The organism is Paraflavitalea sp., assembly GCF_059502485.1.
Genome location: NZ_JCACET010000008.1, coordinates 1,795,393 through 1,821,285 on the forward strand (window position 1 = coordinate 1,795,393; position 25,893 = coordinate 1,821,285).

The 25,893-nt window shown below is 45.5% G+C and carries 23 protein-coding genes; 15 read left to right on the plus strand and 8 right to left on the minus strand.

Going from position 1 to position 25,893, the window contains the following annotated elements; translation table 11 throughout:
* Nucleotides 1-28: 28 nt before the first annotated feature.
* The 6 genes from AC5JBY_RS09995 (at nt 29) to AC5JBY_RS10020 (ending at nt 7,819) form a co-directional block, all read left to right on the plus strand.
* Complete coding sequence (locus tag AC5JBY_RS09995; protein ID WP_495904435.1) at nt 29-556, plus strand: methylated-DNA--[protein]-cysteine S-methyltransferase; 528 nt, start codon at nt 29-31, stop codon at nt 554-556.
* 157 nt (nt 557-713) lie between these two features.
* Nucleotides 714-3,002 (plus strand): outer membrane protein assembly factor BamB family protein, encoded by a 2,289-nt coding sequence (locus AC5JBY_RS10000; protein WP_495904436.1) that lies wholly within the window; start codon nt 714-716, stop codon nt 3,000-3,002.
* Nucleotides 3,003-3,074: 72 nt separating this feature from the next.
* Complete coding sequence (locus tag AC5JBY_RS10005; protein ID WP_495904437.1) at nt 3,075-3,977, plus strand: sugar phosphate isomerase/epimerase family protein; 903 nt, start codon at nt 3,075-3,077, stop codon at nt 3,975-3,977.
* 1 nt (nt 3,978) lies between these two features.
* On the plus strand, nt 3,979-5,916 hold the full coding sequence (locus AC5JBY_RS10010) for an FG-GAP repeat domain-containing protein (RefSeq protein ID WP_495904438.1): 1,938 nt from the start codon (nt 3,979-3,981) through the stop codon (nt 5,914-5,916).
* A gap of 98 nt (nt 5,917-6,014) precedes the next feature.
* Nucleotides 6,015-6,842 carry an SDR family oxidoreductase gene (locus tag AC5JBY_RS10015; RefSeq protein ID WP_495904439.1) on the plus strand — a complete coding sequence of 276 codons (828 nt, stop codon included), beginning with the start codon at nt 6,015-6,017 and terminating at the stop codon, nt 6,840-6,842.
* 56 nt (nt 6,843-6,898) lie between these two features.
* Nucleotides 6,899-7,819 carry a helix-turn-helix domain-containing protein gene (locus tag AC5JBY_RS10020; protein WP_495904440.1) on the plus strand — a complete coding sequence of 307 codons (921 nt, stop codon included), beginning with the start codon at nt 6,899-6,901 and terminating at the stop codon, nt 7,817-7,819.
* Between the two features lie 20 nt (nt 7,820-7,839).
* Here the strand turns inward: AC5JBY_RS10020 and AC5JBY_RS10025 are convergent, their stop codons facing one another.
* Nucleotides 7,840-8,040 carry a hypothetical protein gene (locus AC5JBY_RS10025; RefSeq protein ID WP_495904441.1) on the minus strand — a complete coding sequence of 67 codons (201 nt, stop codon included), beginning with the start codon at nt 8,038-8,040 and terminating at the stop codon, nt 7,840-7,842.
* A 134-nt stretch (nt 8,041-8,174) separates the two neighbouring features.
* Between AC5JBY_RS10025 and AC5JBY_RS10030 the strand changes: the two genes are divergently transcribed.
* The 4 genes from AC5JBY_RS10030 (at nt 8,175) to AC5JBY_RS10045 (ending at nt 10,781) form a co-directional block, all read left to right on the plus strand.
* Nucleotides 8,175-9,101: an alpha/beta fold hydrolase gene (locus AC5JBY_RS10030; protein WP_495904442.1), complete on the plus strand. Its 927-nt coding sequence runs from the start codon at nt 8,175-8,177 to the stop codon at nt 9,099-9,101.
* Between the two features lie 38 nt (nt 9,102-9,139).
* Nucleotides 9,140-9,706: a hypothetical protein gene (locus AC5JBY_RS10035; protein WP_495904443.1), complete on the plus strand. Its 567-nt coding sequence runs from the start codon at nt 9,140-9,142 to the stop codon at nt 9,704-9,706.
* Entirely contained in the window at nt 9,703-10,281 is a 579-nt protein-coding gene (locus tag AC5JBY_RS10040) for a Crp/Fnr family transcriptional regulator (RefSeq protein WP_495904444.1), read from the plus strand. The genes AC5JBY_RS10035 and AC5JBY_RS10040 overlap by 4 nt, the downstream gene beginning before the upstream one ends.
* A gap of 89 nt (nt 10,282-10,370) precedes the next feature.
* The gene (locus AC5JBY_RS10045; protein WP_495904445.1) at nt 10,371-10,781 is read left to right on the plus strand and encodes a VOC family protein; all 411 of its coding nucleotides are present in this window, start codon (nt 10,371-10,373) and stop codon (nt 10,779-10,781) included.
* A 145-nt stretch (nt 10,782-10,926) separates the two neighbouring features.
* Here AC5JBY_RS10045 and AC5JBY_RS10050 read toward each other — a convergent pair whose 3' ends face one another.
* The 4 genes from AC5JBY_RS10050 to AC5JBY_RS10065 all read right to left on the minus strand — a co-directional run bounded on the left by AC5JBY_RS10050 (nt 10,927) and on the right by AC5JBY_RS10065 (nt 14,010).
* On the minus strand, nt 10,927-11,352 hold the full coding sequence (locus tag AC5JBY_RS10050) for a hypothetical protein (protein WP_495904446.1): 426 nt from the start codon (nt 11,350-11,352) through the stop codon (nt 10,927-10,929).
* A gap of 3 nt (nt 11,353-11,355) precedes the next feature.
* Nucleotides 11,356-12,108, minus strand: coding sequence for an SDR family oxidoreductase (locus AC5JBY_RS10055; RefSeq protein ID WP_495904447.1), 753 nt, complete (start codon nt 12,106-12,108; stop codon nt 11,356-11,358).
* Between the two features lie 116 nt (nt 12,109-12,224).
* Nucleotides 12,225-13,142: a helix-turn-helix domain-containing protein gene (locus AC5JBY_RS10060; RefSeq protein WP_495904448.1), complete on the minus strand. Its 918-nt coding sequence runs from the start codon at nt 13,140-13,142 to the stop codon at nt 12,225-12,227.
* A 127-nt stretch (nt 13,143-13,269) separates the two neighbouring features.
* Entirely contained in the window at nt 13,270-14,010 is a 741-nt protein-coding gene (locus tag AC5JBY_RS10065) for an SDR family oxidoreductase (protein WP_495904449.1), read from the minus strand.
* 175 nt (nt 14,011-14,185) lie between these two features.
* Between AC5JBY_RS10065 and AC5JBY_RS10070 the strand changes: the two genes are divergently transcribed.
* Complete coding sequence (locus AC5JBY_RS10070; protein WP_495904450.1) at nt 14,186-14,728, plus strand: DUF4269 domain-containing protein; 543 nt, start codon at nt 14,186-14,188, stop codon at nt 14,726-14,728.
* On the opposite strand, the gene AC5JBY_RS10075 is transcribed toward AC5JBY_RS10070, so the two are convergent.
* From AC5JBY_RS10075 to AC5JBY_RS10085, 3 genes are all read right to left on the minus strand, one after another.
* Nucleotides 14,697-15,110 (minus strand): VOC family protein, encoded by a 414-nt coding sequence (locus tag AC5JBY_RS10075; RefSeq protein WP_495904451.1) that lies wholly within the window; start codon nt 15,108-15,110, stop codon nt 14,697-14,699. The two genes, AC5JBY_RS10070 and AC5JBY_RS10075, sit on opposite strands and share 32 nt — an antisense overlap.
* A gap of 63 nt (nt 15,111-15,173) precedes the next feature.
* The gene (locus tag AC5JBY_RS10080; protein ID WP_495904452.1) at nt 15,174-15,998 is read right to left on the minus strand and encodes an AraC family transcriptional regulator; all 825 of its coding nucleotides are present in this window, start codon (nt 15,996-15,998) and stop codon (nt 15,174-15,176) included.
* Nucleotides 15,999-17,079: 1,081 nt separating this feature from the next.
* Nucleotides 17,080-18,003: an AraC family transcriptional regulator gene (locus AC5JBY_RS10085; protein ID WP_495904453.1), complete on the minus strand. Its 924-nt coding sequence runs from the start codon at nt 18,001-18,003 to the stop codon at nt 17,080-17,082.
* Nucleotides 18,004-18,200: 197 nt separating this feature from the next.
* Here AC5JBY_RS10085 and AC5JBY_RS10090 point away from each other — a divergent pair, with 197 nt between their 5' ends.
* The 4 genes from AC5JBY_RS10090 to AC5JBY_RS10105 are packed head-to-tail and all read left to right on the plus strand — an operon-like array spanning nt 18,201 to nt 25,872.
* Nucleotides 18,201-21,308: a SusC/RagA family TonB-linked outer membrane protein gene (locus AC5JBY_RS10090; RefSeq protein ID WP_495904454.1), complete on the plus strand. Its 3,108-nt coding sequence runs from the start codon at nt 18,201-18,203 to the stop codon at nt 21,306-21,308.
* A gap of 10 nt (nt 21,309-21,318) precedes the next feature.
* The gene (locus tag AC5JBY_RS10095; RefSeq protein WP_495904455.1) at nt 21,319-22,818 is read left to right on the plus strand and encodes a RagB/SusD family nutrient uptake outer membrane protein; all 1,500 of its coding nucleotides are present in this window, start codon (nt 21,319-21,321) and stop codon (nt 22,816-22,818) included.
* A 42-nt stretch (nt 22,819-22,860) separates the two neighbouring features.
* Entirely contained in the window at nt 22,861-24,372 is a 1,512-nt protein-coding gene (locus AC5JBY_RS10100; protein WP_495904456.1) for a family 43 glycosylhydrolase, read from the plus strand.
* A gap of 57 nt (nt 24,373-24,429) precedes the next feature.
* The gene (locus AC5JBY_RS10105) at nt 24,430-25,872 is read left to right on the plus strand and encodes an arabinose isomerase (protein ID WP_495904457.1); all 1,443 of its coding nucleotides are present in this window, start codon (nt 24,430-24,432) and stop codon (nt 25,870-25,872) included.
* Nucleotides 25,873-25,893 lie beyond the last annotated feature (21 nt).

Below are 25,893 nucleotides of genomic sequence, written 5' to 3' on the forward strand. Positions count from 1 at the left end.
TTTGTGGTATCATTTTAAAATTACAATTATGAACTACGCTTTTAAATACATGCCTTCACCTGTCGGCAGGCTCACGCTGATCGCCAGCAGCAAAGGATTGGCTGCCGTGTTGTGGGAAAACGACAAGCCCAACCGTGTACACGCCAAAGCGGAAGAAGCAAATGAACAACACCCCGTATTACTGGAAGCAGAACGGCAATTGCAGGAATACTTTGCAGGCAACCGCAATACCTTTTCATTACCGCTCGACATGATCGGAACACCCTTTCAGCAGCAGGTGTGGGAAGCACTCACCACCATTCCCCACGGTGAAACACGCAATTACCAGCAGATAGCCAATCAGCTTGGGAATCCGAAAGCAGTACGCGCAGTAGGAGCAGCCAATGGCAGAAACCCCGTTTCGATCATTGTGCCCTGTCACCGGGTTATTGGCGCCAACGGCAGCCTCACCGGTTTTGCCGGCGGACTGGAAGCAAAAGCATACCTGTTATCATTGGAGGGCTTTACCCCACCCACAACGAACACAGCAGCTCAACTGGCAATGACACTGATATAATTTGACGCCTTACCGTCTTCGCGGCGATAGTTTTATTCTTAATATGGATGTTTTTTTGATTAATTCCTCCCGATTAATACACTGGTTAGTAAAATTTTAATGCTGTAATCCTTACTTACACAACATTCCGGAATAGCCAAAACGAAGAATATCCCGTATGAATGTTTGCCAACGATTGCCGCGCCAACGCAAAAGAACCATCCTTGCGACAGGGGCCGTACTGCTGATCATTATTGCCGGTTGTATGATGAGTACACCGCCGGAGCCCAAACCCCAATACCGCACCTGGGAAAATTATGGAGGTGGGGCCGATCAGTCCAAATACGTAGACCTTACCCAGATCACCAAAGACAACGTAAACCAGCTACAGGTAGCCTGGCATTATCCCACCAGCGACAACAATCAATACCTCTTCAGTCCCATCATTGTGGACACGGTCATGTACGTGTTGGCCAAAAACAATTCCCTCGTAGCCCTGCATGCAGTTACCGGTAAAGAATTGTGGATACATGCCAATCTCGAGGGTATTGCCTGGCGGGGCATCAACTATTGGGAGAGCAAAGACAAAAAGGACAGGCGTATCCTCTTCACTATGCGCAATACGCTGCAGGCCATCGATGCCGCTACGGGTAAATCCATTCAAAACTTTGGCACCAATGGTTATGTGAACCTCAAGGAAGGGCTCGATCGCGATCCTGCTACTGTGGGTCGGGTACAATCGAATACGCCCGGCGTTATTTTTAAAGACCTTATCCTGCTGGGTTCCTCACCCGGAGAAAACTACTTCTCACCACCCGGTCATCTTCGCGCTTACAATGTAGTTACCGGTAAACTGGTCTGGACCTTCCGCACTATTCCGCATCCCGGTGAATATGGATACGAGACCTGGCCAAAGGACGCTTACAAGTATGTGGGCGCCGCGAATACCTGGGGCGAGATATCGGTAGATGAAGAGCGTGGCATTGCTTATTTCCCGGTGGGTTCTCCTACCTATGATTATTATGGCGCCGACCGTGAGGGTAGCAACCTCTTTAGCGATTGCCTGCTGGCGCTGGATGCACGCACGGGCAAAAGACTTTGGCATTTTCAGCTCACGCACCATGACCTCTGGGATTATGATCTTACTGCTGCACCGCAACTGATAACAGCAGAGCACAAAGGAAAAAAGATTGCGGCAGTGGCACAAGCTACCAAGCAGGGATTCATGTTTGCTTTCGATCGTGTTACCGGCAAACCACTTTGGCCGGTTGAAGAAAGGCCGGTGCCTGCCAGTGAAATGCCGGGCGAAAAGACATGGCCTACACAGCCATTCCCTACGGTATTACCACCTTTCACCCGGCAGGTGGTAAAAGCGGATGACATCAACCCATACTTCACATCCGAAGAAAAAGCAAAATGGAAACGCAGGATCGACAGTGGGCGTACAGGATTTTATACACCACCTTCCGATAAATACGAAACCATCATCATTCCCGGCGCAGTAGGAGGTGCCAACCTTGGCAACACAGCAGCCAATCCTTACACGGGTATCGTATATGTAGCCACGCAGGATTATCCCTCTGTTTTCAAATTGGAGAAAGTACAGGAAAGACCGGTACTTACTTCCGAAGCAGAAACCAAAAAGATTGAGACTGTCTACCAGCAATTCTGCCAGGCTTGTCATGGCGCTGAAAGACAGGGTGCAGCAGGCCCGGCCCTCCGTGATATTGGCGACCGCATTCCTTTCGATAAATTCAAAGAAGTAGTGATTGTAGGGAAAGGACCCATGCCCGGCTTCCAGCACATAGACGATAAAACGATGGCGGGCCTTTATGCATTCATGGCTGGCAACAGAGGTGCACAGCCGCGTGGTGGCGGACAGCAGACAATAAAGCGTACATTACCTGAAGGACCGGTAGTTGATTCCGGTGGCGTAACGCTCGACAGTTCTTTCAACCCTGTACGTGGCCGGCCGCAGAATGGCATGCGCGATTATCCGGCGGGATTGAACGTTCCCGCAAACCGGTACACAACCGATTACGGTTTACAATATTCCAACCTCATGAGCCCGGTATGGTCTTCCATTGTAGCGTATGACCTCAACAAGGGCGCCATCAAATGGAGAATACCCATCGGGCAGGATATACGCATTGCTAAGAAAGGCGGCGCCAATACCGGTGTACCGATCGGCACACAACGAAAAGGCATGATTGTAACATCCACCGGTATTCTTTTCGCTACTTCCAAGGGAGGTATGCTGTACGCCATCGATACAGAGAACGGTAAAATACTTTGGACGGCCGCATTGCCACGCGAAACGCAGGGACTTCCGGCCATGTATGAAGTGAAAGGACGTCAATACATTGTAGTAAGCGCTACAGCACCCTTTACAGATGAAAGCGAAGACAGGTCGAAACTGCCAGGCATATTACCTGCCAGCTATGTAGTATACGCACTTCCGAAATGATTTCACTCGCTCGCCTCTGGCGAGTGAGCCTATTCCGTAGCCTCTGGCTACATAAAACAGTAAACTTTTTTTATGAACAGAAGAGACTTCATTGAAGGTTCATCCAAACTGGCCCTATCCATCTGGGTATTGCCTTCCTTTGCACGCGACTGGATGCCGGCCGATAAAAACGAACGCATTGCCATGGGGACGGTGCTGTTTCGTTACCGTTTTAAACAAACCAAGCCTAAAGAGATCAGCACCATTACGAATGAATTAACACTGCTGGAGGTACCTGCATACTACAAGCAACGATTCGGTATGCGGCAAGTGGAGTTCTGGAGCAATCACTTCGAATCACTCGAACAACCATACCTCACACAGCTCAAAGAAAAGCTCAAAGCATCCGGTTCCAAACTGGTCAATGTGCAGGTAGACAGTGATTATGACGTAGCAGCGGCCAATGAAGAAGAGCGGCAAAAGAGCGTGACGCATGTAAAGCAATGGATGGATGCCGTTGCGTACCTGGGCTCCACCTGTGTGCGGGTAAATCCCGGACGGGCCAAAGGCTCCATCGATCAAAGTATCCGCTCCATGAAAGAGCTGGCGCAATATGCAAAAAGTAAAAAGCTGGTACTCCTCACCGAAAACCATTTCGGCATTGAAATGAATACCGACCTGCACATAAAGATCATCAAAGAAGCAGGCCCCAATATTTACACCTTGCCCGACTTCGGCAATTATCCACGTGCTACAGCGATGGCTTCACTGGAAAAGATCATGCCCTATGCTTATTTTATTTCAGCCAAGGCGATGAATTTCAACGGACAGATAGAACACCTGTCATATGATTTCGATGCCTGTGTGCAAATGGCAGAGCGTCTTGGGTTCAAAGGCATCTATTCCGTAGAACAATGGAGCCCGGACTACCTCGATGTAGATTTTGAGAAAGTAGCCGACTGGCTGGTTACCCATGTGAAAAATAATATCAAATAAGATGAGAACGCTACTAACGTTACTGCTTGCTGTATCCTTAACCTTATCTTTTGCCCAGGACGATCTGAGCAAGCTGGCTACCGGTGGCGGACTCAGCTTTGTCCCCGATTATATTTTTAAAGGAACATTGAGCAGTCAATGGATACCACAAGGCGGTGCACGTTGGCAGGCGCAAAACGGAGAGGTCATAGCTACTGTGCCTTCCGGCGCCAAAGGCGGCACACTGCTCTTCAGCCAATCTTACCAGGATGTAGCGCTGCATGCTATGTTCAAAGCAGGAGCCGGTGCAGAGGCCGGCTTCCTGGTGCGGCTGGAAAAGCGCAACGACGGATGGCAGGGTATACTGGTGTCTATTACCGGAGAACAAACAGGCCACTATAAAGTGATCATCGATGCTACCGGTGCTATCATACAAAAAGAACCCTTGCGTACTACCGGTAGCATTATCCGGCTGGCGCCACCACCCGATACATCACAGGCCGCGCGCAATGTAGCAGCTCGAAACAACCAGCGCGGTAATCAGTCTGCAGCACCCCGCCCATCATTGCCATTGGAACGGCCGGTGACTACAGTACGTCCTGGTGAATGGAAACTTGTAGAACTCTTCATGGATGCTGACATCATTCGTGCTTTCTTCAATGACGGTCGCGAGTCGGCCGCAGCTACAGACGATAAAGCAGCAGGCTTCGGACAGGTGGCATTGTATGTAGGCGGCAGCGGAGAAGTGTCTTTTAAGCAGCTCTTTCTGAAAGACATTGGTAGGAGGACCATGCCTGCTGAGCAATCTTCCCCCCGCTTCAAAGTACAACGCATCAACGATATGTATTATTCTTGGGGAGCTGCTGCAGGAGACTTCAACAAAGATGGCATTACAGATATTGTTTCTGGGCCTTATATCTACTTCGGGCCTGACTACACACGTTACCGTGAAATATTTATTGCTGTACCACTCAATCCCTCTAAAGATTTTACGGCTGTCAACTGTCAATACGTATTTGATTTCAATGCCGATGGTTGGCCGGATATATTGAGTGGTCCACCCGTTGCTACGGTGTACATCAATCCCGGCAATAACTCCCGCCGGTGGGATAAGTATGAGGTCATACCAGCTGTGCAATCGGAGATCACGGTGTTTAAAGACATCGATGGAGACAATAACCCCGAGTTGGTATTTGGTACGGGCGGAGCTATGTGCTATGCCAAACCAGATGAATCAGATGCCACCAAACCATGGAAAGTACAGGTGATCTCGGAAAAAGGGTATGCTATGGCGCACGGCATTGGAGTAGGAGATATCAATGGCGATGGACGCATGGACATCCTCAATCCCAATGGCTGGTGGGAGCAACCGGCTACTGCCACTACAGGCTTGTGGACATATCATCCGCAGGCATTTGCCCGCTACGGCCACCGCAGCACGGGCGCGGGTGGTGCTGTAATAGGAGTATACGACGTAAATGGCGACAAGCTGAACGATGTGGTCACTTCGCTCAACGCCCATGGCTTTGGATTGGGCTGGTACGAACAAAAGCGCGATGCCGCCGGGAATAGCAGCTTTGTGCAACACATCATCAGCGATGACTATGCTGCAAAAAACGCCGGTAATGTCACTTTCTCACAAATACATGGAACAGCTTTTGCCGATATTGACGGCGATGGAATAACAGACTTCATTGCCGGTAAACGTTATTATTCCCACCTCGACAATTACTTTGACCCTGATCCCTATGGCGCGCCAGTGATCTACGTGTATCGTACGGTGCGCAATGCCAAAGCACCGGGAGGCGCTGAATTTATTCCCGAGCTGGTGCATAATCGTTCGGGAGGCGGTTCAGATATATTGGCTGCTGACCTTAATCGTGATGGAGCTATCGATATTGTTTCTCCTACAGACAGAGGCACTTTTATTTTCTGGAATCAAAAAGGAAAGAAGAAATAGAATTACCAATCCGGCTACAACATATACCAACCTGGCTACAAACATCTCTGTGCGGCAGCCCAACTTTGTGTCGTAATACAAACGACAAAAGTTAAACAATGAAAACGATCTTTATTACAGGCGCTTCTGCGGGCCTGGGCAAAGCCACTGCCAAATTATTTCAATCAAAAGGCTGGAAAGTGATTGCCACTATGCGCAATCCATCAAAAGAAACAGAATTATCACAACTGGAAAATGTGACCCTGTTACCATTGGATGTTACCAGCGAAGCACAGGTAAACGCCACCGTGCAGCAGGTGATCGAACAAGGACCTGTTGATGTGGTATTCAATAACGCCGGATATGGACTGATAGGGCCTATAGAAAGCTATACAGAAGCCCAGATCATCAACCAGTTTGATACCAACGTGTTTGGAACATTCAGAGTAGCAAAAGCATTCATTCCCTGGTTTAAAGAAAGGCGCAAAGGCCTCTTTATTACCACCACGTCTATTTGTGGGGTGGCTTCCACACCACTTTCTTCAGTATACAGCGCCAGCAAGTGGGCGTTGGAAGGCTGGAGCGAAGGCATGTGGTACGACCTCGCTGCGTTCAATATTGGCATTAAAACAGTAGCACCGGGTGGCATCAAAAGCAACTTTACGCAGGTAATGGATGTAGTAGACAGTAAAGGCTATGAAGCCTTAAATGCCCGCATGGTGGAAGGGTTTACAGACGGCACTTTGATGAAGTTTACAGAAGCGGATGCTATTGCTGCTGTTGTATATGAAGCCGCCACAGATGGCAAAGATCAGCTTCGCTACATGGCAGGCGATGATGCGGTGAGCACGTATGCCCGGCGATTGAAAGAAGGACCGGAAGACCACAGGATTGCCATAGGCAAATACCTGCACCTGAAAAGCCCTTACAGTAAGGCAGCGTTATAATGACTAATTTTGTATGAAGACCTGCTAACAGGTTTTCATGCTTTAAAAGAAGCATCATGAAAAAAGAGGAAAAAGCAACACCCTTTGTATTTGATTCAATTACTACACTGACGCGTGCGTTGGGCTTACCTAAGCCCCTTCACCCCCTTATTGCCCTGGTAGATTACAAGGATATCAAAGCCGATACGCAGCAAATGGAGAAAGGGCTAATGCTTAATTTCTACAAGATATCATTCAAGCACCACCTGAAAGGAAAAATAAGATATGGCCAGGGGTATTATGATTTTGATGAAGGCGGCTTGTCATTCGTATCACCCAACCAGTTGATCTCAGCGGGTGAAGGAGAACAGAATTATGCAGGGCACACCCTATTATTTCACCCTGACTTTATAAGGAACTACCCGTTGGCAAAGATGATCAAAACATATGGCTTCTTTTCTTATTCCGTTGCTGAAGCACTCTACCTGTCCGACAAAGAAAAGACAGTGATCGATACGGTGTTTGAGAATATCGGACAAGAGTTATCCCTGCCCATAGACAATTTCAGCCAGGATGTATTAGTATCGCAAATAGAACTGCTGCTGAACTACAGCAATCGTTTTTACAACCGCCAGTTCATTACACGCAAAGCAGTACACAACGATCTGCTGGCGCAAATGGAGCAATTACTAAATGATTATTTCAATAACAACGAAGCCTTGATGAAAGGCCCGCCCTCTGTGCAATACATCACTGATAAACTGCAGGTGTCACCCAGGTACCTGAGCGATATGCTTCGCCAGCTTACCGGCTTAAATACGCAACAGCATATCCAGCAAAAGCTGATCGATAAAGCAAAAGAAATACTGAGCACTACGAGCCTGAGCGTGTCGGAGATAGCTTATATACTAGGGTTTGAACACCCCCAGTCCTTTAATAAGATATTCAAGCGCAAGACGAATGTTTCACCTGGCGAATTCAGACAATCGTTCAACTGATAGTGTACCTGCAAACAAGACTATTTAGCCTCGTCATCATCATCGGGTATCTCACCACCTTTTTTCTCCATGGTTTCCTTTCCTTTCTGTACAAGAGAAGAAATAGGGCCCTCCATATTTTCTTGCGGGTCAGTTTTGTGAAGCGTCTCAGGATCGGGCGCTAATGGAGATTCGTCCTTGTCATTCTTAGGATCATTTTTAAGATCATTCTTCTGTGTCATGGGGCAAATTTTGGTTCAGGAGAGTACATAACAAAACTGTGCCAGCGGAAACGATGCCATATCAGGCTGTTTATGAGCAATATAGGTTAGTGTGCCTCCATGCAACATGTCGCTGAAAATCGTGTATTTTCTATATGCCACTCAATGCCATATTCCATAACAAAGCAGCCATTTTACTGGCCGGTTTCGTAGCCATTTTTTCAATCCAGGTGAATGCACAAGTAGGATCGGTACCCGACACGGCTGGAGAGAGAATGATCGATATTGGCTTCCATAAATTGTTTATCAGCGAAAAGGGCAATCGGGATGCGCCCTTCACGATTGTTTTCGAATCCGGGGCCGGTGGCGGCGCGCGGGATTGGACGAAGGTGATCGCCACCCTTCCGCCAGACTACCATACCCTTGCCTATGACAGGGCAGGCACAGGAAAAAGTGAACCCGGACCACTTCCACGGACTATGGAGCAGGAAGTTTTTGAGCTGCATAAACTGCTGGAAAAAGCTAAGATAAAAGGACCGGTTATACTGGTAGGCCAATCGATCGGTGGCCTGCTCGTTAGAATGTACACAGAACGTTACGGCAAGAACATCAAAGGACTGGTACTGGTAGATCCTACACATGAGAGTAGCATGCTGGGGAGTATTCGATACGGTGGGTGGACCCGGTTACGGGAGAAAGCCACCGGTAAACCAATACCCAAACCCCAGTTGGAAAATAAAGTAAGCAACCAATACGATTCCACAGCCGATTACATGGCAGAAGAATTTCAGCAGATGTATGCAGCAAGCCTGAAGAACAAACAACAACTTAAAAACAGGCCAACGATCATTATAGGAGCAGGAATAAGAAAACAGCCACCTGGAACACCCGATGACCAATGGAAACAATTAAGGGCTGAACGCGACACCCAGATCGAAGAACTTACTTCGCTATCCGGTAATTCGAAATTCATCCTCGATCCTAAGAGTGGCCATTATGTACAAAACGATAATCCGGAAATCGTTGCCCAAAGCATACAGCAGGTAGTAAACGCGATAAGCACCAAAAGCAGGCTTGAATAACCTCCATTCTGCGTATTTTATAGTAATTTCCTGACTGTATGCCCATTGTAGATGACTTTATCAAAGCTGAAGAACAGAAAATGACCTGGTTTGATAGGTTGGTGCAAAATTATCCGAAGGTCGAAACGACAAAACTTATTGCCCGATCCACAAAATCCGGAAAATATAAAGAGGCAACAGTAATAAGGCCATCTCTTACAGATAAAACCATTGCAGCCGTCATTATCCTATTTTTAAGCTTGTTTTGGCTAGGGTTTCTGAAATTGCTATTGGGGAATACAACATTGTTTTTTAGTTTCTTTCTCCCGCTGCTCTTTATCACATTTATTATCTGCATAGTGATCTATAATTCCTTCTTCAACAAGAAATACATTTACACCCTAATCCTCAACAAAGACTCCATCAGTGTCGATCACCGGCCTATTAAATGGAGTGAAATAGTGGAAACCTGCATAATGAATGTGCAGGAAGGTCGTACAACCAACTTTTATTTAATCCTTTTTAAAAAGGACAAAACAATGGAGAAACTTAACCTGTATAAGTTTGGTATATCAGACGTTAAGCTCTCTGCGATGATTGAGTATTATAAAAACGCCGTTGTATGAAAATCGACAAGTTTTTCCAAAAGATAAATACTTATGTTCCGCTTGGCAGCGAAGCAATTACCGCATGGAGTACTTTACTGAAGGAAAAAACGTACACTAAGGGCGAAGACTTTATCCGGACAGGACAAGTACCCAGAAAGGTGGCCTTTATTGTCAAAGGATTATTCTCTCAGTATTATATCACCCATGAAGGCGATACGGTGATCAAATACTTTTTCCCGGAAGGCAGGATTGCCGGCTCCATTCCTGCCACACTTACCAGGTCTGAAAGCCTGTTTACCATCACTGCATTGGAAGATACTACGGTACTCGAATACGACTTTCAGGAGTTTAAAAAACTGGTAGCCACTCACAAAGATATAGCTGCATTCTACATCCGCTACATGGAGCAACATTGGATCATCGATAAAGAGCCCTACGAGGTTTCCCTCCGCAACGACTCAGCCAAAGTACGATATGATGAGTTTTTGGATAAATACCCTGAGCTGGTAAAGCGACTCAAGAAACATCATATTGCCGCCTACCTGGGCATTACACCTACCCAGATGAGCCGGATATTTTTTGCCAATAAATAAGTTTTTTCCCTTTCTCAACATATGTAAAGGTTTTGGCGGCGGCAGTGCCCCAACTTTGTGTCATCAATAACAATTAAAACAGTTAAACAATGGCAACAAAAGTTTTTATCAACCTGCCCGTAAAGAACCTCGACAAGTCAATGGATTTCTTCAAAAACCTTGGCTTTAGTTTTAACCCACAGTTTACAGATGATAAAGCTGCCTGTATGGTAGTTAGTGACAGCATTTTTGTAATGCTGCTCATTGAAAGCTATTTCCAGACATTTACCCGCAAAACAGTAAGCGATGCTACGAAAGCCACTGAAGTATTGATTGCACTGGATGCCAATTCAAGAGATGAAGTAAAAGAACTGGTGAACAAAGCCAAAACCTTGGGCGCTACTATCTATGCAGAAGCCCAGGATCATGGCTGGATGTACCAGCACAGCTTTGCCGACCTTGATGGCCACCAATGGGAACTGGCTTATATGGACATGTCGCAATTGCCCGGTCAGGAATAATGTGTATTTCATTACAAGGAGCATAGCCATGAAGAAAATATAATCCCGGATAGCTGCCTATCCGGGATTTGTCGTTGCTTGTAAGTCACTGGCGCAAGCATGCAGCATAGCATGGAGCGTTGGGTGCTTGTGCCCTTCCTGTTCTTTAATAATCAGCCTGTCCAATTTCAAGTTTGTCTATTTTTCTATTACTGTCGATATGGAACTTAAAGTAAGTCTTGAAGTTGCCCCAGGTATCACTGTGGAATTGGCCATAAATCGAAAGGCCATTATCTTCTACCTTATCAATGCTGGTGAACCGCTCGTGACCGATCGCCTCAGTGGAGAACTTTTGAAAGTTACGGGTATGTCCATCATCGAGGAGCTGAGCTTTATCGGTAAAGAAAGACAACCACAATTTCGAATCCCCCTGTTGCCATGCCTGGAAAGCTGCTTTAACAGTACTGTTGGTAAGTTTGCTGGTATCCATAACCTGTGTTTTAATGTCTTTATTGTTTCCCTGTCCTTGACCACAGGCGGCAAAGCTGCCTGTGAAAATAAGAGAGGTAATGATGGTAAATAGCTTGTTCATAGGTTATTGATTAGCGCCTCCATTTACGAGTAAGTGTTGACCATTTACAAAAGAAGAGAGATCGCTGGCAAAGAACTCGGCAATATTAGCCACGTCTTCTACTTCAGCCAGCCGGCCCATCGGACAACTGTCGAGCAATGATTTCCGCAGTTCAGGATAGCTGCCGGGCTCTGCAAAGATACCGGAATGATCTACGGCGAAAGGAATGATGGAGTTGACGGTTACGCCGCGATGCCCGATCTCTTTAGACAACACATCAACCATGTAGCGGGGAGTGGTTTTACTGCCACCGTAAACGGCCATTCCTTTCACCGGAAAAGCAGTGGTGCTGGAAGCAACATAGATGATACGGCCATTATTTTCAACATTCAGCGCAGCCTGTTGCATGGTAAAGTAAGCCCCCTTGGTGTTGATAGAAAACAGTCTGTCGAACTGTTCTTCGGTAAACTGAGTTACGGGCGTTTCCACCATTTCAATACCGGCATTGGCAACCACGATGTCGATCTTTCCGAATGCCTTTTTAGCTTCTTCAAATAACCGCTTGATGTCGGCTACTTTACTTACGTCTGCCTGCACGGAGATTACATTGGCGCCCATCGCTTTGATATTGCTTTCCACTTCTTCAGCAGATACTTTGTCGCGTGAATAGTTGAGCACAATGTTGGCGCCCAGTGCGGCATAACGTTCTGCAATGGCTTTACCCAATCCTCTGGCTGATCCAGTAATTAAAGCTGTTTTGTTTTTTAAAGTGTTCATGGTAGTAAATTTTAGACTTTGATTATCGTTTAATTGATAACACAAAGTTGGCTCATGAACACCCCTTCGGACGTACGAGGTTTATAGCAAGACTTGCAAATTTCTAAGATTGCCGATCAGGCGTGCTGCTTGCGGTACTCTGCGGGGCTTTGCGAAGTATGCTTTTTAAAGTAGTTGCTGAAGTGAGAAGCTTCGAGGAAACCGAGCCGGCCTGCAATTTCTTTGATGTTCATGTCCTTGTCATGCAGCATTACTTTAGCCTCGGCAATGGTCTTGTCCGCTATCCAGGCAGTGATGGATTTGCCTGTCTTACTACTGATGACACTGGAAAGATAATTGATATGCAGAAATTGCTTATCGGCATAATCCTGTACACGCAGTTGCGTATCGGTTTTGCCGCTGGCTAGATCCCGGAAATGTTGCTCCAGGTTTTGTTTGAAAGTCTTTACAATCTGAGAGCTTCTGTTGCCCTCGTAAATAGGGTTATAATCTTGGAAGAAGTATTCTTTGATCTTTAGCAGTAACGTTACCAGTGTGCTGCCGATGATCTTGTTTTTATAAGGAGAATGATCATGATGCTCACGGTAAATGATCCGGTACAACTCTTCGATGATCAGGAACTGTTCAGGCTTTAACACCCTTGGCTCTACAGTTTCAGTCAGGAGAAAAGAAAAGTCGCGGTATACATCTGGATGTACCTGCTCTTTGAGGAAAGACTCATTGAACACAAGCAGGCAGGTATCCGTAATACTATTCCATTCAAACTTCCGGTAGTTACCCGGGTTGGTAAAATAAACCGTTCGGGGAGTCATGGGAAAATGAAGATCATCGATGGTATAGTTTCCGAAAGCATCTTTGATAAAAAGAAAGCTGAAGAAATTGGGCCGGAAGGGGATGGAGGCAATAGGAAGTTCTTTCATAACATCCTGGAGAAAGAGAATAGTAAAACCGGAGCTGGAATCAAGATGATGAGACAGCCCCATAGTATCATACAGTTCGTTCAGCGTTTTTACCACTTTGGTTTTGTCGGACATGGCCCTAATATAGCAATAAAAACTACAGAAAGAGTGAACCACCCCTTCTGTAGTTATTTATCTGCTCCCCGGGTTCTACGCTGAACGCTTGACTCTGAACTCTCGACTCTGAACTCTATACTAAGACCTACGCCATCGCACCATTTACGCCGATAGTCTGTCCACTGATCCATTTGGCCTCATCACTGGCAAGGAAGGTTACAACCCTGGCGATATCCTCCGGTTCTCCAATGCGATTAAATGCGTTGAGAGAAGCCAGACGATCAATCAATTCTTGTGATTTACCCTTGGTAAAAAGCTCTGTATTCGTAGGTCCGGGCAGTATGGCATTTACATTGATGCCCCGGGCGCCAACCTCTTTGGCAAACACGCGGGTAAGTTGCTCAACAGCCCCCTTGGTAGCCACGTAAGTGCTGTAAGTAGGCATCATAACACGGGTAGTGGTAGAAGAGAAATTAATGACACTGCCTCCATTAGCCAGTTTGGTAGCAGCTTCGCGCAGCGTATTGAAAGTGCCACGCACATTTATTTCAAATTGACGCGTAAAGTCTTCGTCAGTAGTGTCTTTCAGCAACTTCGTGATCATGATACCGGCATTGTTGACCAGCACATCGATTTTACCATAATGAGCAATGGCGGCATCGAATAAGGAAGCTACTTCAGCAGCTTTACTCACATCTGCTTGCAGGGCGATAGCATCACCACCATTGTCTTTGATTGACTGCACGGTTTGCTCGGCTGCTTCTCGGCCACCGGCATAGTTAATGATCACTTTGGCCCCCTCACTGGCTAACTTTTTTGCTACGGCAGCACCTATACCACGGGAAGCGCCGGTTACCAGTATCACTTTGTTGATTAACGTGTTCATAATTTTGTGTTTTATTTGTGTTCGTTTAATTTGATAACACAAAGTTGGCTTATAAACAGGCCCCGGAACGTACAAGGATTATAGCAAGAGTTGCAAAATTCTAAGGATAGGAAGTTAGGGGTGTTGTAGGGCGGATGTTTGACTGAGAACGTCAAACCTTTAACTTGCCATAATAATGAGTAGCCATTTTGAAGATATAACTTATTTGGAAAGAGGCAATGACCGCCAACGGTTCACCTGGCAATTGTTAACACGGTATACCATCCTGGATAAACTACAGCCTTTTGATCCACTGGTAGTTGGCACTATCCCGATTGATATTGATATAGAACGCAGCGATGTAGATATCATTTGCCATGTAAAAGACGCAGGATCATTCAGGCAACTGCTCATGAGTGAGTTTGGTGCATTTGATTCTTTTAGCGTCCGTGAAACATACGATACTTCACTGCCGGCTATAGTGGCAGCTTTTAATATTGAAGGACTTCCCTTCGAGATTTTTGGGCAGAACATACCCTCGAAAGAGCAATACGCCTGGCGCCATATGTTAATAGAACATAAACTCTTGCAAGAGAAAGGAGAAACCTTCAGGCAGCGTATCATAGAACTAAAAAAGCAGGGCCATAAAACTGAACCTGCTTTTGCAATAGCATTGGGCATTACTGGTGACCCCTACATGGCACTGCTTAACCTTCCTGACAATTCACCATCCATTTGATACCGAACTTGTCATTGAACATGCCAAAGTAATCACCCCAGGGAGCTTTAGCCAATGGCAGAATGATATTGCCGCCGGCAGAAAGTCCATTAAATAATTCATTGGCTTGGTCTATGCTTTTAGGGTGCAGGGACAGAGCAATATTATTGCCGGGATTAAACGCCTCGCCGGTAAAATCAAAAAAGTCATTACCCATCAGCGCGCCGATCGGAGTCTCCAGATGTGCGTGCATGATCTTGCTTCTGTCAGCCTCAGGCATATGGGCGCCCTGCGGCGTATCACTAAAACGCTGAAGGCTGGCGTAGTCTCCGCCGAGAACAGATTTGTAAAAATCAAAAGCTTCACTGGCATTGCCGTTGAAGGTTAAGTATGAAACTATCATGGCTTCTTGTTTTGTACAAAGTAAACGCATGTACGCTGCCCGGCGTTGTAAAAATCGGAAGTGTCAATCCCGGACGAAGGTATTCCCGAATTCATTCTTGGCACGTATCAGTTTGGAGGGAGGTAAGCCGGTAAACCGCTTGAAATCTTTGATAAAGTGAGATTCGTCGTGGTAGTGATCGAAGAACTGCTTTTGTTTGAAAAAGTCGGTGGAGTTGGCCAGCAGTGCACGATAGTATTGCTGAAACCGGATAACGGAACTGAAGCTCTTGGGGCTCATGCCGAGCCGCTCTTCAAACTTCATATTGAGCCAGCGGCTGGAATAGCCGGTCTGACGTTCAAGCGTTGCTATTTTGATACCCCCTTTGGATGCTTCTATTTGTTGTATACAGTACTCAAACAAGAGGTCTTTTTCACTGTCGGCAAAAAGGGTCAACAGAAATTGCTGCAATACCCACACTTTGTCATCAATACTTGTTGAGGAAGCAATCTGCTGTTCTATAACACGAGCTGTTTTGCCTAAGATATCCGGCAAGAAGTTTAACTGCTTTTTGATATCATGCATACGTAAGTGCAGGAACCGGTAGGCGCCCATTGGACTCACTTCCACACCTATAGTCCCGATTGGACCATCCGTTTGTGCGTTTACAATAGATGGTAGGTCCGAAGCGCCCACGATAGCCATCGAATGTTGAGGAGCGAGGTAGTCTTTATTACCCATATGGCCGATAATCCCATTACGAAAAGGTATCACCATCAGGAGGCGGCCATCAGGCACTACCAGTTTCATATCGTCGTCAGGTATGGGAACATCACTCTCCAGCACCCAGATCTTTCCGATATAACCCTTTAAGGGGGCGATTGGGACAATTACGCGGAAGTTCATCATTACCTTGAAATTGGGATGTACCAAAAGTTACGAGAGTGGTCGCACATAGTGAAAATAAAAAAGTTAAGTAACCAGGACGCCGGAAAGCAGAAAAAATAAAACCTTGATTTTATCCTTCCTTACTTCCCGTCTTCCCGGCGCAGTCTAAACCCGGCAACGGAGTTCCTGCTGAAACGAGGCCCCGGCAAAACCACCAGAGATTGCAGGATGCATCTCGGTTGGCTGTTGTTCGGAAGGCTGTTAAAAGTCTGATACCCGCATAGGGGCTTGCTTGTAAACAACTACAGAACAACGATTGCCAGGGTAAGGGCGAGGTAGCAGTGTACTGCCGTTGCCGGTGCTGCTATTGAATCATCATATGTGTAACGATACATTGAGTTGACCGTGGCCAGCCGAAGCAACTGAAGATAAGCGCCGCACATCGTTCATCGTGCTTTTTTGCCGAATCCCCAACCGGTATTGATCAGTTACCAGTTTATGAATTGCAACATCAGCATGAATGAACATTTTTAAAGAAAGCGAGTCATGACTAACTGTTCAAACAAACGTACAACATCGCGATACCCGTTTCCAAATTTATTTTACCAGGTTTCGGATGAAACCGGAAGGAATAGGATAAATTGATTCCTATTTTATCCTATTCCTTCCGAAACCATCCCATTTCATCCCATACGATACTAAAATAAATTTGGAAACCGCATTACCGGGATTGTATATTCGACGCTTGCTATTAGAGACAAACAGTAGAATAGAAATGGGAAGATTCCGGGAAAGGGAAAAAACGAGTACCCGGAACAGAAAGTGAGAAGAGGATGCGCCATAGATAGTACGTAGATCAGCCGTAGATAGTACGTACTAATAGCACAAAAGGGTAAAACAGGTGCAATTTGCAAAAAAGGGCAGGGCAGTTCGTACCCCTTAATTTATTTGTGTCAAAAAAGTAAATCAATAGATCATAATTCGAAACAGGAAGACCGGAATTAAGGGTAATCTTGTTGAGTCGCACAAGTTCCGTCGTTTTTCCATTCAAGCAGTTACTTGCAAAGTTGCAAAAAGTAAAGCCCTGGCAATTGTCAGGGCTTTAGCTTTTGTCGGAAGTATCTTTGATAACACTGTGAGCGTGTACTTTTTTTCGATACACACCAGGTGACATACCCACTTTGGTTTTGAAGAACGTTACAAAATAGCTGTTTGATTCGAAGTTCAGTTCGTACGCAATCTCTTTGATCGGCATATTTGTTCTTGTAAGCAACTCCTTTGCTTTTTGCAGTTTTATTTCCAGTTGATATTGAGCTGGTGAAAAACCGGTATATTGTTTAAATACCCTCCTGAACCAGGAATAGCTGAGGTTTAATTCTCTGGCAATTTCTTCAGGCTGCTTATCTTCATATGCGTTGGCATTCATGATCATCCTGGCCTTACTGATTTGTTGCGCAATCTCCTTGTCTCGGAACGAGTCGTTCTTTTTTGAATAAAATATAAAACTTAACAAATGATGCGTAATACCTGCCAGCATTTGCTGACAACCAGTTTGCTGCAAGCTGGCAATCTTGATGCCCTGTTCAAAAAGAGCCACCATCTGCTCATTGAATCCTATCTCTAAGACGGCGTTTTGTTTTGTAAAAAAAGCATGCTGCAAAAATGCGGTTGCATGTGTCCCGTTAAAACCCAGCCAGTATACTTGCCATCCTGTTTTCTTTGCAGGCTTGAACGTGTGCCATTCTTCAGGAAAGATAAAAAGGAGAGAACCTGCAGAAACAGTAGAAGACTTGATATGTGATGATTGAAAAATACCTTCACCTTTAACAACATAAATAATTTGGTATTCATGCAGTATCCTCCCCTTTTCAGGATTGAACCAGTAAGAAGAAGGATGACCCTTCGGGGGATAAACTGAATTGGAGGCTATGCTTTGAAACCCTACCGTAGTTACAAACAATCCCCACAACTGGTCGATATCACTTGCTACCAGGTACTTCAACTGTTCACTTTTCTTCATTTTCATTTGTGTCAAAAAGTTAAACTACTGAATCATAATTCGCAATCGCTAAACCAAAATTAAGGGTAATCTTGTTAAACATTAGGTTCATCATTACCAATACCAACTAAATATCCTGACAACTGAGATTTAATTTTTATGCTCTGTAAGCCCTTACGGAACAGGGATGTCATTTATTTAAACGTATTCCAAAACTTGCCATTATGCTAAAAACAAACTGCACCCCGCACCTTGCGGAACGCTTTCGGAAGAAAGCAGGTACTATTCAAATGCTGCAACTTTTCTTTCTTATCAGTCTATTGTTCACGATCACTCCGGCTATTGTACATGCTCAAGCAAATGCGATCAGTGGAGTAGTGTATGATCAGGAAGGTAAACCTTTGCAAGGTGCATCCATTCGGGTTGCGCGAAGCAATATGGGCACTTCTACCGACAAAGAAGGCAGATTTACCATTCAGGCCGCTGAAGGTGATTCCATCAACATTTCCATCGTCAGTTTTCTGGAAAGAACATTTGTTGTTACGCGAGAAACGAGATATGAGATAAGACTTGAACCAAAAAATGCGGAACTGAGCGATGTAGTCGTCATCGGCTATGGAACAGCTAAGAAAAAGGATGTAACAGGAGCAGTTTCAGTAGTGGATATTTCAAAGCAAAAAGATATACCCATTGCCAACGTAAGCCGGTTGCTTGTTGGACAGGCGCCAGGTGTGCAGGTAAGACAAAGCACAGGACGGCCAGGCGATGAATTGAGCGTCACCATAAGAGGCATTGGCTCATTAGGAGCGGGAAGCAATCCTTTGTATGTAGTAGATGGATTCCCCATCGGGTCTGCTGTAGGACAAAACCTCAACCCGGCAGACATACAATCGATCACCATTTTAAAAGACGCAGTTTCCACAGCTATATATGGAGCCCGCGCTTCAAATGGAGTAGTACTGATAACTACTAAATCTGCAAAAGCTGGTAAAGTAAACCTCAGTTTCAATACCAACTATGGCATCCAGAACATACCCTCCTCCAGGAAAGTAAAAGTGTTGAATGGACAGGACTTCGCACAGTTCAGGAAAGACATGTTCATGGACAAGATCAGGTATTTTGAAAACAGAGAACCTAATATCAGTGAAGTACCGTTGGATTATAGGTACCCGGAGCAAACAAAATATTCTACAGACTGGTATGACGCTATCCTGAACAAAAATGCAGCCTTTCAAAACCATACTATTCAACTCTCGCAAGGCAATGGAAACATTCGCACGCTGGTCTCCCTTGGCTATCGCGATCAGGAAGGCGTTTTGATCAAGACAGGGTTTAAGAACTACTCGGCACGTGCTAATATAGGCGGTAAGATCAATAATTTCCTGGAGATGGGCATTAACCTAAACGGCTCCTATGCTCAGCAAAGATTAGCCCCGGGTACGGAAGGCAGAGGCAGTTTGCTCGGCTCCACGTTATTGATGGACCCACGCCAGCCTATCTACAAAGAAGATGGCAGCTATAACAATTACATTAAAGGCGATGGCACCTTTGGATGGGGCAATCCTGTGCAGGGCCTGAATGAAATTAAAACAACACTGGGTACCAGTAGCCTGTTGTCGAATGGATTTCTTGAATTTACGATCCTCGAAGGATTGAAATTCAGAACTGCAGCCAATGTAAAACTGGACTATCAAACCTACAAACGATTCGTACCCTCCGGTATTTCCGGTATGAATGCACCCGCGCCACAAAACGCTTCCCTGAGTGAGTATGCCAACAATTCATTGAACTATTCTACAGACCAGTTACTCACATACAGTAAGATCATCGAAGACCACAGCCTCACAGTGATGGCTGGTTACAACGCCCAGGAAGAAACCGTAAAAGGACTATCCGGATCTGGCAATACTTTTTCCTCCGACCAGATACCCTATTTCGGAGCTGCTGCTGTTAGAGATGTTGGCTCGTCAGAAAGCAGTTGGAGTTCAGTAGCATGGTTTGGCCGGCTGGCTTACTCCTACAAAGAAAAGTACCTGCTAACCGGTACTTTCAGAAGAGAAGGAAACTCAAGATTCGGTGCCGATAACAAGTACGGCAACTTCCCGGCAGTGTCCGCAGGATGGCGTATCTCACAGGAGAAATTCATGTCCGGCATCTCTTGGATCAACGACCTGAAACTAAGAGGTAGTTGGGGCATTACAGGTAATAGTAATATCGGCACCTATCCCAGCAGTGCCTATATGAATGCAAGCGGTTACACATTAGGCAGCAGTTTTGTAAGCGGTCAGGTGATAAGCTCATTTGCCAACTCCAGGCTGAAATGGGAAAAGTCAAACCAAACAGATGTAGGACTTGACCTGCTTGCAATAAACGGCAAGCTCAACTTTTCGGTTGACTATTATAAACGCATAACAACCGATATGCTGCTGCCGGTACAGCTGCCTGCTATAGCCGGTTTCACAACTACACTGACCAATATTGGCAAAGTACAAAATACAGGACTTGAGTTTGCAATTGGATACAAAACAAACGTTACCCGCGATATTAATGTGTTTGCCAACGGAAACATCTCCTTCAATCAGAATAAGGTACTCGAGATACGCGGAGAGAATGATCAACTGTTGAATGGGGAATATTATAGCGGCTTTAATATATCAAGAGTAGGAAGGCCTATTGGAATGCTGTATGGCTTTAAGGTACTGCGGGTATTTAATAACCAGGCAGAGATCGACGCTGCCCCTAAACAGGATGGTGCCATCCCCGGTGTATACCAGTATTGGGATGCAAGCGGCGACAATGAAATTACCTACGACACGAAAGATATGGTGGAGATCGGCAACCCGACGCCCAAAGTGATATGGGGACTTACTACCGGCGGCAGCTACAGGAACTTTGATGTAAGCATTCTGTTGACAGGTGCCCATGGATACGAGATCTATAGAAATATAGAATCATCTACCATGAACATGGATGGCATATTCAATGTGCTGGAAGAAAGCAAACAACGTTGGAGGTCCGAAAAACAACCCGGTAATGGCAGATTGGTGACTACAAATACCTGGAAGTGGGCAAGAGAAACAAATTCAAGATACGTATACAGCGGTAGCCATGCATGGGTAAAAAATATTACCGTTGGCTATGCCGTCCCGCCAGCTGTACTTAAAAAAATGTCTTTACGACTATTCCTCAGCTCTGATAACCTGCTTCTTATTACCAACTATCCGGGTAATAATCCTGAAGTGAACAACAGGGGCGGTATCAATCCCGGCCAGGACGATGAAGCATACCCCGTTGCAAGAACATTTACAATTGGAGCAAACATCACCTTCTAAAAAAAGTACAATGAAACAAACACTATATATAGCGATGATCGCAGGATCGTTAATGACCTCCTGCAGCAAGGATTTTCTGTATAAAAACGACCCTACCCGTATCTCGTCGGATGTCTTTTATAAAAACGCAAGTGAGATGAACCAGGCCCTGATAGGTGCCTACAGTCAGTTGCAAGGTATCGTAAACGATCAGTGGCTTTTGAATGAATTGATAACAGACAATACAACTGTTGATTTTAACACAGGCGATCGGGGATTTGCTTATAGGCATGAAGCCTTCGAATATTGGACGATAACATCCAATAATGTGATCAATACAGATATGTATAATCGTCACTACAATGCCCTGTACAATATCAATACCGGGTTGATGAAATTGAAAGGCGCAACAGCCATACCAGATGCAGATAAACAACCATTTGAAGGCCAGTTTAGATTTTTAAGGGCCTATTACTATTTCCAGTTGACCCAGTACTACGGCGAAGTGATCCTGATATTTGAACCCTTTACCGATCCGGCCAAAGCCTATGAATATAAACGCGTGTCTGCGGCAACCGTGTATACACAGATCGAGTCCGATCTTTCAGAAGCTGCAAAGCTGCTTCCGGCAACATACAATTCGGCAAATATTGGCAGAATTACGAAAGGAGCTGCTCTTACCCTGCTGGGTAAAGTGTATCTTACACAGAAGAAATACACCGAAGCAAAAACGACCCTGAACCAGGTGTTAGGCTTGGGATATTCCCTGAATGCGAACTATGCGGACAATTTCAACCCGGCAAAAAAGAACGGCCCTGAATCGATCTTTGAAGTACAGTACGATGGAGCCAGCACCCTGGGCGAATGGAGCAGCTTTATTTATACGTTTGCACCAAGAGAATCAAGAGGAGCTGTAACAGGCTTTCAGCAGAGCAACCCTGCCGGCTGGAACATACCGACGAAAGATATAATTGCAGCTTATGAGGCAAATGATCTGCGCAAGGCAGCTTCGATTGGCCTGAACTATACAAGACCCAGTACAAACCAGGTGGTACCCTATATTAAGAAATATGCAAATCCGCACGCTGTGTACGGTCGCACAAACGATAACTGGCCGGTACTTCGCTATGCAGATGCATTGTTGATGCTGGCTGAAGCAATAAATGAAGAAAGCGGGCCAACCACGGAGGCGTACGGTTACCTCAACCAGGTCAGGCAGCGGGCAGGGCTTACTGCGCTCAACAGCTTGGATAAGATAACCTTTAGAGAGGCCGTATTAAAGGAAAGACGCGTCGAGCTGGCCTTCGAGAACTGGCGTTGGTTCGACCTGAAGCGAACAAAAACACCGGCAGAGTTGACGGTTTTTCTGAATAACCATGGCGCAAAAGAAAAAGCAGATCCAACAATTAGCAGGCAGGGCATACCATTTTCAGCCACAGATTACATCTTCGTAGCAAATGAAGCCTTATATCCAATACCTGCTGATGAAATACTGGTGAACAAAACCCTCACGCAGAACACGGGATATTGATCTTGATAGTTGAACCGATTTTTTTAAAAGAAAATAATATCAGTGAAGAACATTTTAATACTGCTGGGAATATTATCAATCCCCTTTCTTGCATCATCCCAGATCGTGAACTTTGATAAGAACGGCAAACAGCTGGTGAGGTTTGATGTTTTGGGCGATGCTGTAGATGCCCACGATGGAGAAATTGCCCAGTTCGACGGCGTTTATTACCTGTATGGAACAAGCTATGACTGCGGTTATGAATGGGGCAACAAAGAAGCACCCTTTTGTGGGTTTAAAGTATATGCATCAAAAGACCTGAAAAACTGGGAAGACAAAGGTTTTCTGTTCGATGCAACCACGCCCGTATGGCAAACAAGATGCAACGGCAAAACCTATGGTTGCTACAGGCCCCATATTATTTACAACACTAAGACCGGTTTATATGTTCTTTGGATCAATGTCTACGATAACCGCGTAGGATATCGCGTATTTACTGCAAAGACCCCCGCGGGACCTTTTAAAGAAGTAGCTGAAACTACACTGGCAGTAAATGCAGACATGCCCGTTGCAGGACTAAACAACGGAGACCATGACACATTTATAGATGATGATGGAACAGCATACCTGGCCTATACCGATTGGCGGGCAAAAGGAGCTATTGTAATTGAACAATTAAGCGATGATTATTTAACAGGAACAGGCAAACATGTACTTTCCGTTACAGCCGAAAAAACGGAAGCCCCTTGTCTTTTTAAGCGCAACGGTATTTACTATGTGATCTATTCCGATCCAAACTGCGGATATTGTTCAGGCACTGGCAGCTCCTATAAAACAGCTCCCTCTCCATTAGGCCCATGGTCTGCTCCGGTTAAGATCAGCGATAATTCCTGCGGAGGTCAACCATCTTTTGTTTCCGTCTTGAAAATCAATACAGAAACAATATATCTCTATGGAAGTGATCTCTGGAACAATGCGGCAAAGAATGAAGCGTTGGCCAATTATTATTGGGCCCCCTTGAGCTTTACAGAAACAGGCGCCATCAAACCATTAGCCTGCGCTGAGAACTATAAATTTATAAAAGCAGGCAAACCAGGTGCTAAGCCCTTGCCTGATGCGGGAACAGGTATAGACAGTTTTAGCATTAAAGGAGATATTACTGGTGCGCGTCAATACGCTCAGTCATTCATGGTAAAGCGGTCAGGACAACTCAGTAAGATTGCAGTAACGTTGTTCAAAAATAAATACCCCGACGCTGGCCTGGTCATCGAATTATACAAAGCAGGCCCCAATGACCTGCCGGAGGGAACACCTGTTTTTCAGGAAAACCTGAGCCAGGAAAAACTGGGCTGGTCTCCGAGGAATGTAAACGTTAGCCCCGGGCTGCGAGTTAAAAAGGGGGAGAAATATGTAATCGTATTGCGCACAACGGCAACTACTGGAAATTATGGCTATGTACTTAGAGAAGCAGACATAAAATCTGAAGGTAAAATGGCAACCCGTACAAGTGATCAGGAAGCATTTACCTTGCTGCCGGGTGTAACTATAAAATTTCAAACCTTTGTGACCCCCTGAAAATAGTAGTAGAAAGCGCCGATAAGCTAACTTAGAGATTCGGATAAAAACAGTTACATGATGCAAAGAAATGATGGAAGCAGCCTGAAAGTTGGGTTATTCGGAATAGGACTCGAAGCATACTGGAGCCAGTTTGATGGCCTCAAAGATAGACTCGAAGGATACCTGAGAATTGTAGAAAGCAAGATCAAAACAAATGGAGTAGAGGTCATTAACCCTGGACTCATCGACTCGCCTGAAAAAGCATTTGAAGCAGGTCGCATTTTCCGGCAGAACGATGTAGATATTATTTTCCTGTACGTTACTACCTATGCCCTTTCATCAACCGTGCTGCCTGTTGTGCAGCGGGCTAAGGTGCCTGTCATAGTATTGAACCTTTCTCCCGAAGCAAGTATCAATTACCGGGATTTCAATCAAATGAAAGACAGGATTAAAATGACGGGAGAGTGGTTGGCCTATTGTTCGGCCTGCCCGGTGCCCGAGATCGCCAGCGTGTTCAAGCGCGCCAATATTCCCTTTTACCAGGTCACAGGCGTATTACACGATGATCCGGAGGTATGGAAAGAAGTGGGAGATTGGATCGATGCGGCAAAAGTGGCTTTCGCCATGTATTATAACAGGCTGGGATTGATGGGAAACTACTACGGCGGGATGCTGGACATTTATTCCAACCTCACCTTGCATTGCGCCAGCTTTGGTGGGCATATCGAAATAATTGAAGTAGACGAACTCACTGCAATAAGAAATGAAATAAAAAACGGGCAAATAGAAGCGCGCGTAGAGGAATTTCAGGAAGCATTTGAAATACAGCAGGATTGCAGTGTGGAAGAGTTGAAAAGAGCCGCTAAAACGTCTGTTGCATTAGATGCATTGGTGGCGAGGCACAAACTTGGATCGATGGCCTATTATTACAAAGGAACAGGTAGTGATAGCAACGAGGATACAATGAGCTCTGTTATATTGGGTAATTCCCTGTTGACAGCAAGAGGCATTCCGGTGGCAGGCGAGTATGAAGTAAAAAACGCGCAGGCAATGAAGATAATGGACTCCTTTGGTACGGGAGGCTCATTTACGGAATATTATGCCATGGACTACCACGACGATGTCGTGTTGATGGGCCACGATGGTCCGGGGCACATAAAGATTGCACAGGGCAAAACCAAGGTACGTCCTCTGTATGTTTACCACGGAAAAGTAGGCAAAGGACTCTCTGTGGAAATGTCCGTAAAAAATGGCCCGGTAACCCTGCTATCTGTAGTAGAAAGAAGCAATGGCACCCTGATGCTTCTTTGCGCAGAAGGAGAATCCGTGCCAGGGCCAATTTTGGAGATCGGCAATACCAATAGCCGGTACAAATTTTCAATAGGCGCAAAGAAGTTTGTGGAGAATTGGAACAATGAAGGGCCGGCACACCATTGTGCAGTAGGTATCGGACACATCGCATCTAAAATTAAGAAGTTGGGTCAGTTGCTCAACATGGATGTCGTTCAGGTTTGTTAGAAGAATATAATATGAACTACG

Excerpts from the sequence above, each read along its gene's own strand:
- AC5JBY_RS09995 (WP_495904435.1), top strand. The coding sequence starts at position 29 with ATGAACTACGCTTTTAAATACATGCCTTCACCTGTCGGCAGGCTCACG.
- AC5JBY_RS10000 (WP_495904436.1), top strand. The coding sequence starts at position 714 with ATGAATGTTTGCCAACGATTGCCGCGCCAACGCAAAAGAACCATCCTT.
- AC5JBY_RS10005 (WP_495904437.1), top strand. The coding sequence starts at position 3,075 with ATGAACAGAAGAGACTTCATTGAAGGTTCATCCAAACTGGCCCTATCC.
- AC5JBY_RS10010 (WP_495904438.1), top strand. The coding sequence starts at position 3,979 with ATGAGAACGCTACTAACGTTACTGCTTGCTGTATCCTTAACCTTATCT.
- AC5JBY_RS10015 (WP_495904439.1), top strand. The coding sequence starts at position 6,015 with ATGAAAACGATCTTTATTACAGGCGCTTCTGCGGGCCTGGGCAAAGCC.
- AC5JBY_RS10020 (WP_495904440.1), top strand. The coding sequence starts at position 6,899 with ATGAAAAAAGAGGAAAAAGCAACACCCTTTGTATTTGATTCAATTACT.
- AC5JBY_RS10025 (WP_495904441.1), bottom strand. The coding sequence starts at position 8,040 with ATGACACAGAAGAATGATCTTAAAAATGATCCTAAGAATGACAAGGAC.
- AC5JBY_RS10030 (WP_495904442.1), top strand. The coding sequence starts at position 8,175 with ATGCCACTCAATGCCATATTCCATAACAAAGCAGCCATTTTACTGGCC.
- AC5JBY_RS10035 (WP_495904443.1), top strand. The coding sequence starts at position 9,140 with ATGCCCATTGTAGATGACTTTATCAAAGCTGAAGAACAGAAAATGACC.
- AC5JBY_RS10040 (WP_495904444.1), top strand. The coding sequence starts at position 9,703 with ATGAAAATCGACAAGTTTTTCCAAAAGATAAATACTTATGTTCCGCTT.
- AC5JBY_RS10045 (WP_495904445.1), top strand. The coding sequence starts at position 10,371 with ATGGCAACAAAAGTTTTTATCAACCTGCCCGTAAAGAACCTCGACAAG.
- AC5JBY_RS10050 (WP_495904446.1), bottom strand. The coding sequence starts at position 11,352 with ATGAACAAGCTATTTACCATCATTACCTCTCTTATTTTCACAGGCAGC.
- AC5JBY_RS10055 (WP_495904447.1), bottom strand. The coding sequence starts at position 12,108 with ATGAACACTTTAAAAAACAAAACAGCTTTAATTACTGGATCAGCCAGA.
- AC5JBY_RS10060 (WP_495904448.1), bottom strand. The coding sequence starts at position 13,142 with ATGTCCGACAAAACCAAAGTGGTAAAAACGCTGAACGAACTGTATGAT.
- AC5JBY_RS10065 (WP_495904449.1), bottom strand. The coding sequence starts at position 14,010 with ATGAACACGTTAATCAACAAAGTGATACTGGTAACCGGCGCTTCCCGT.
- AC5JBY_RS10070 (WP_495904450.1), top strand. The coding sequence starts at position 14,186 with ATGAGTAGCCATTTTGAAGATATAACTTATTTGGAAAGAGGCAATGAC.
- AC5JBY_RS10075 (WP_495904451.1), bottom strand. The coding sequence starts at position 15,110 with ATGATAGTTTCATACTTAACCTTCAACGGCAATGCCAGTGAAGCTTTT.
- AC5JBY_RS10080 (WP_495904452.1), bottom strand. The coding sequence starts at position 15,998 with ATGATGAACTTCCGCGTAATTGTCCCAATCGCCCCCTTAAAGGGTTAT.
- AC5JBY_RS10085 (WP_495904453.1), bottom strand. The coding sequence starts at position 18,003 with ATGAAAATGAAGAAAAGTGAACAGTTGAAGTACCTGGTAGCAAGTGAT.
- AC5JBY_RS10090 (WP_495904454.1), top strand. The coding sequence starts at position 18,201 with ATGCTAAAAACAAACTGCACCCCGCACCTTGCGGAACGCTTTCGGAAG.
- AC5JBY_RS10095 (WP_495904455.1), top strand. The coding sequence starts at position 21,319 with ATGAAACAAACACTATATATAGCGATGATCGCAGGATCGTTAATGACC.
- AC5JBY_RS10105 (WP_495904457.1), top strand. The coding sequence starts at position 24,430 with ATGATGCAAAGAAATGATGGAAGCAGCCTGAAAGTTGGGTTATTCGGA.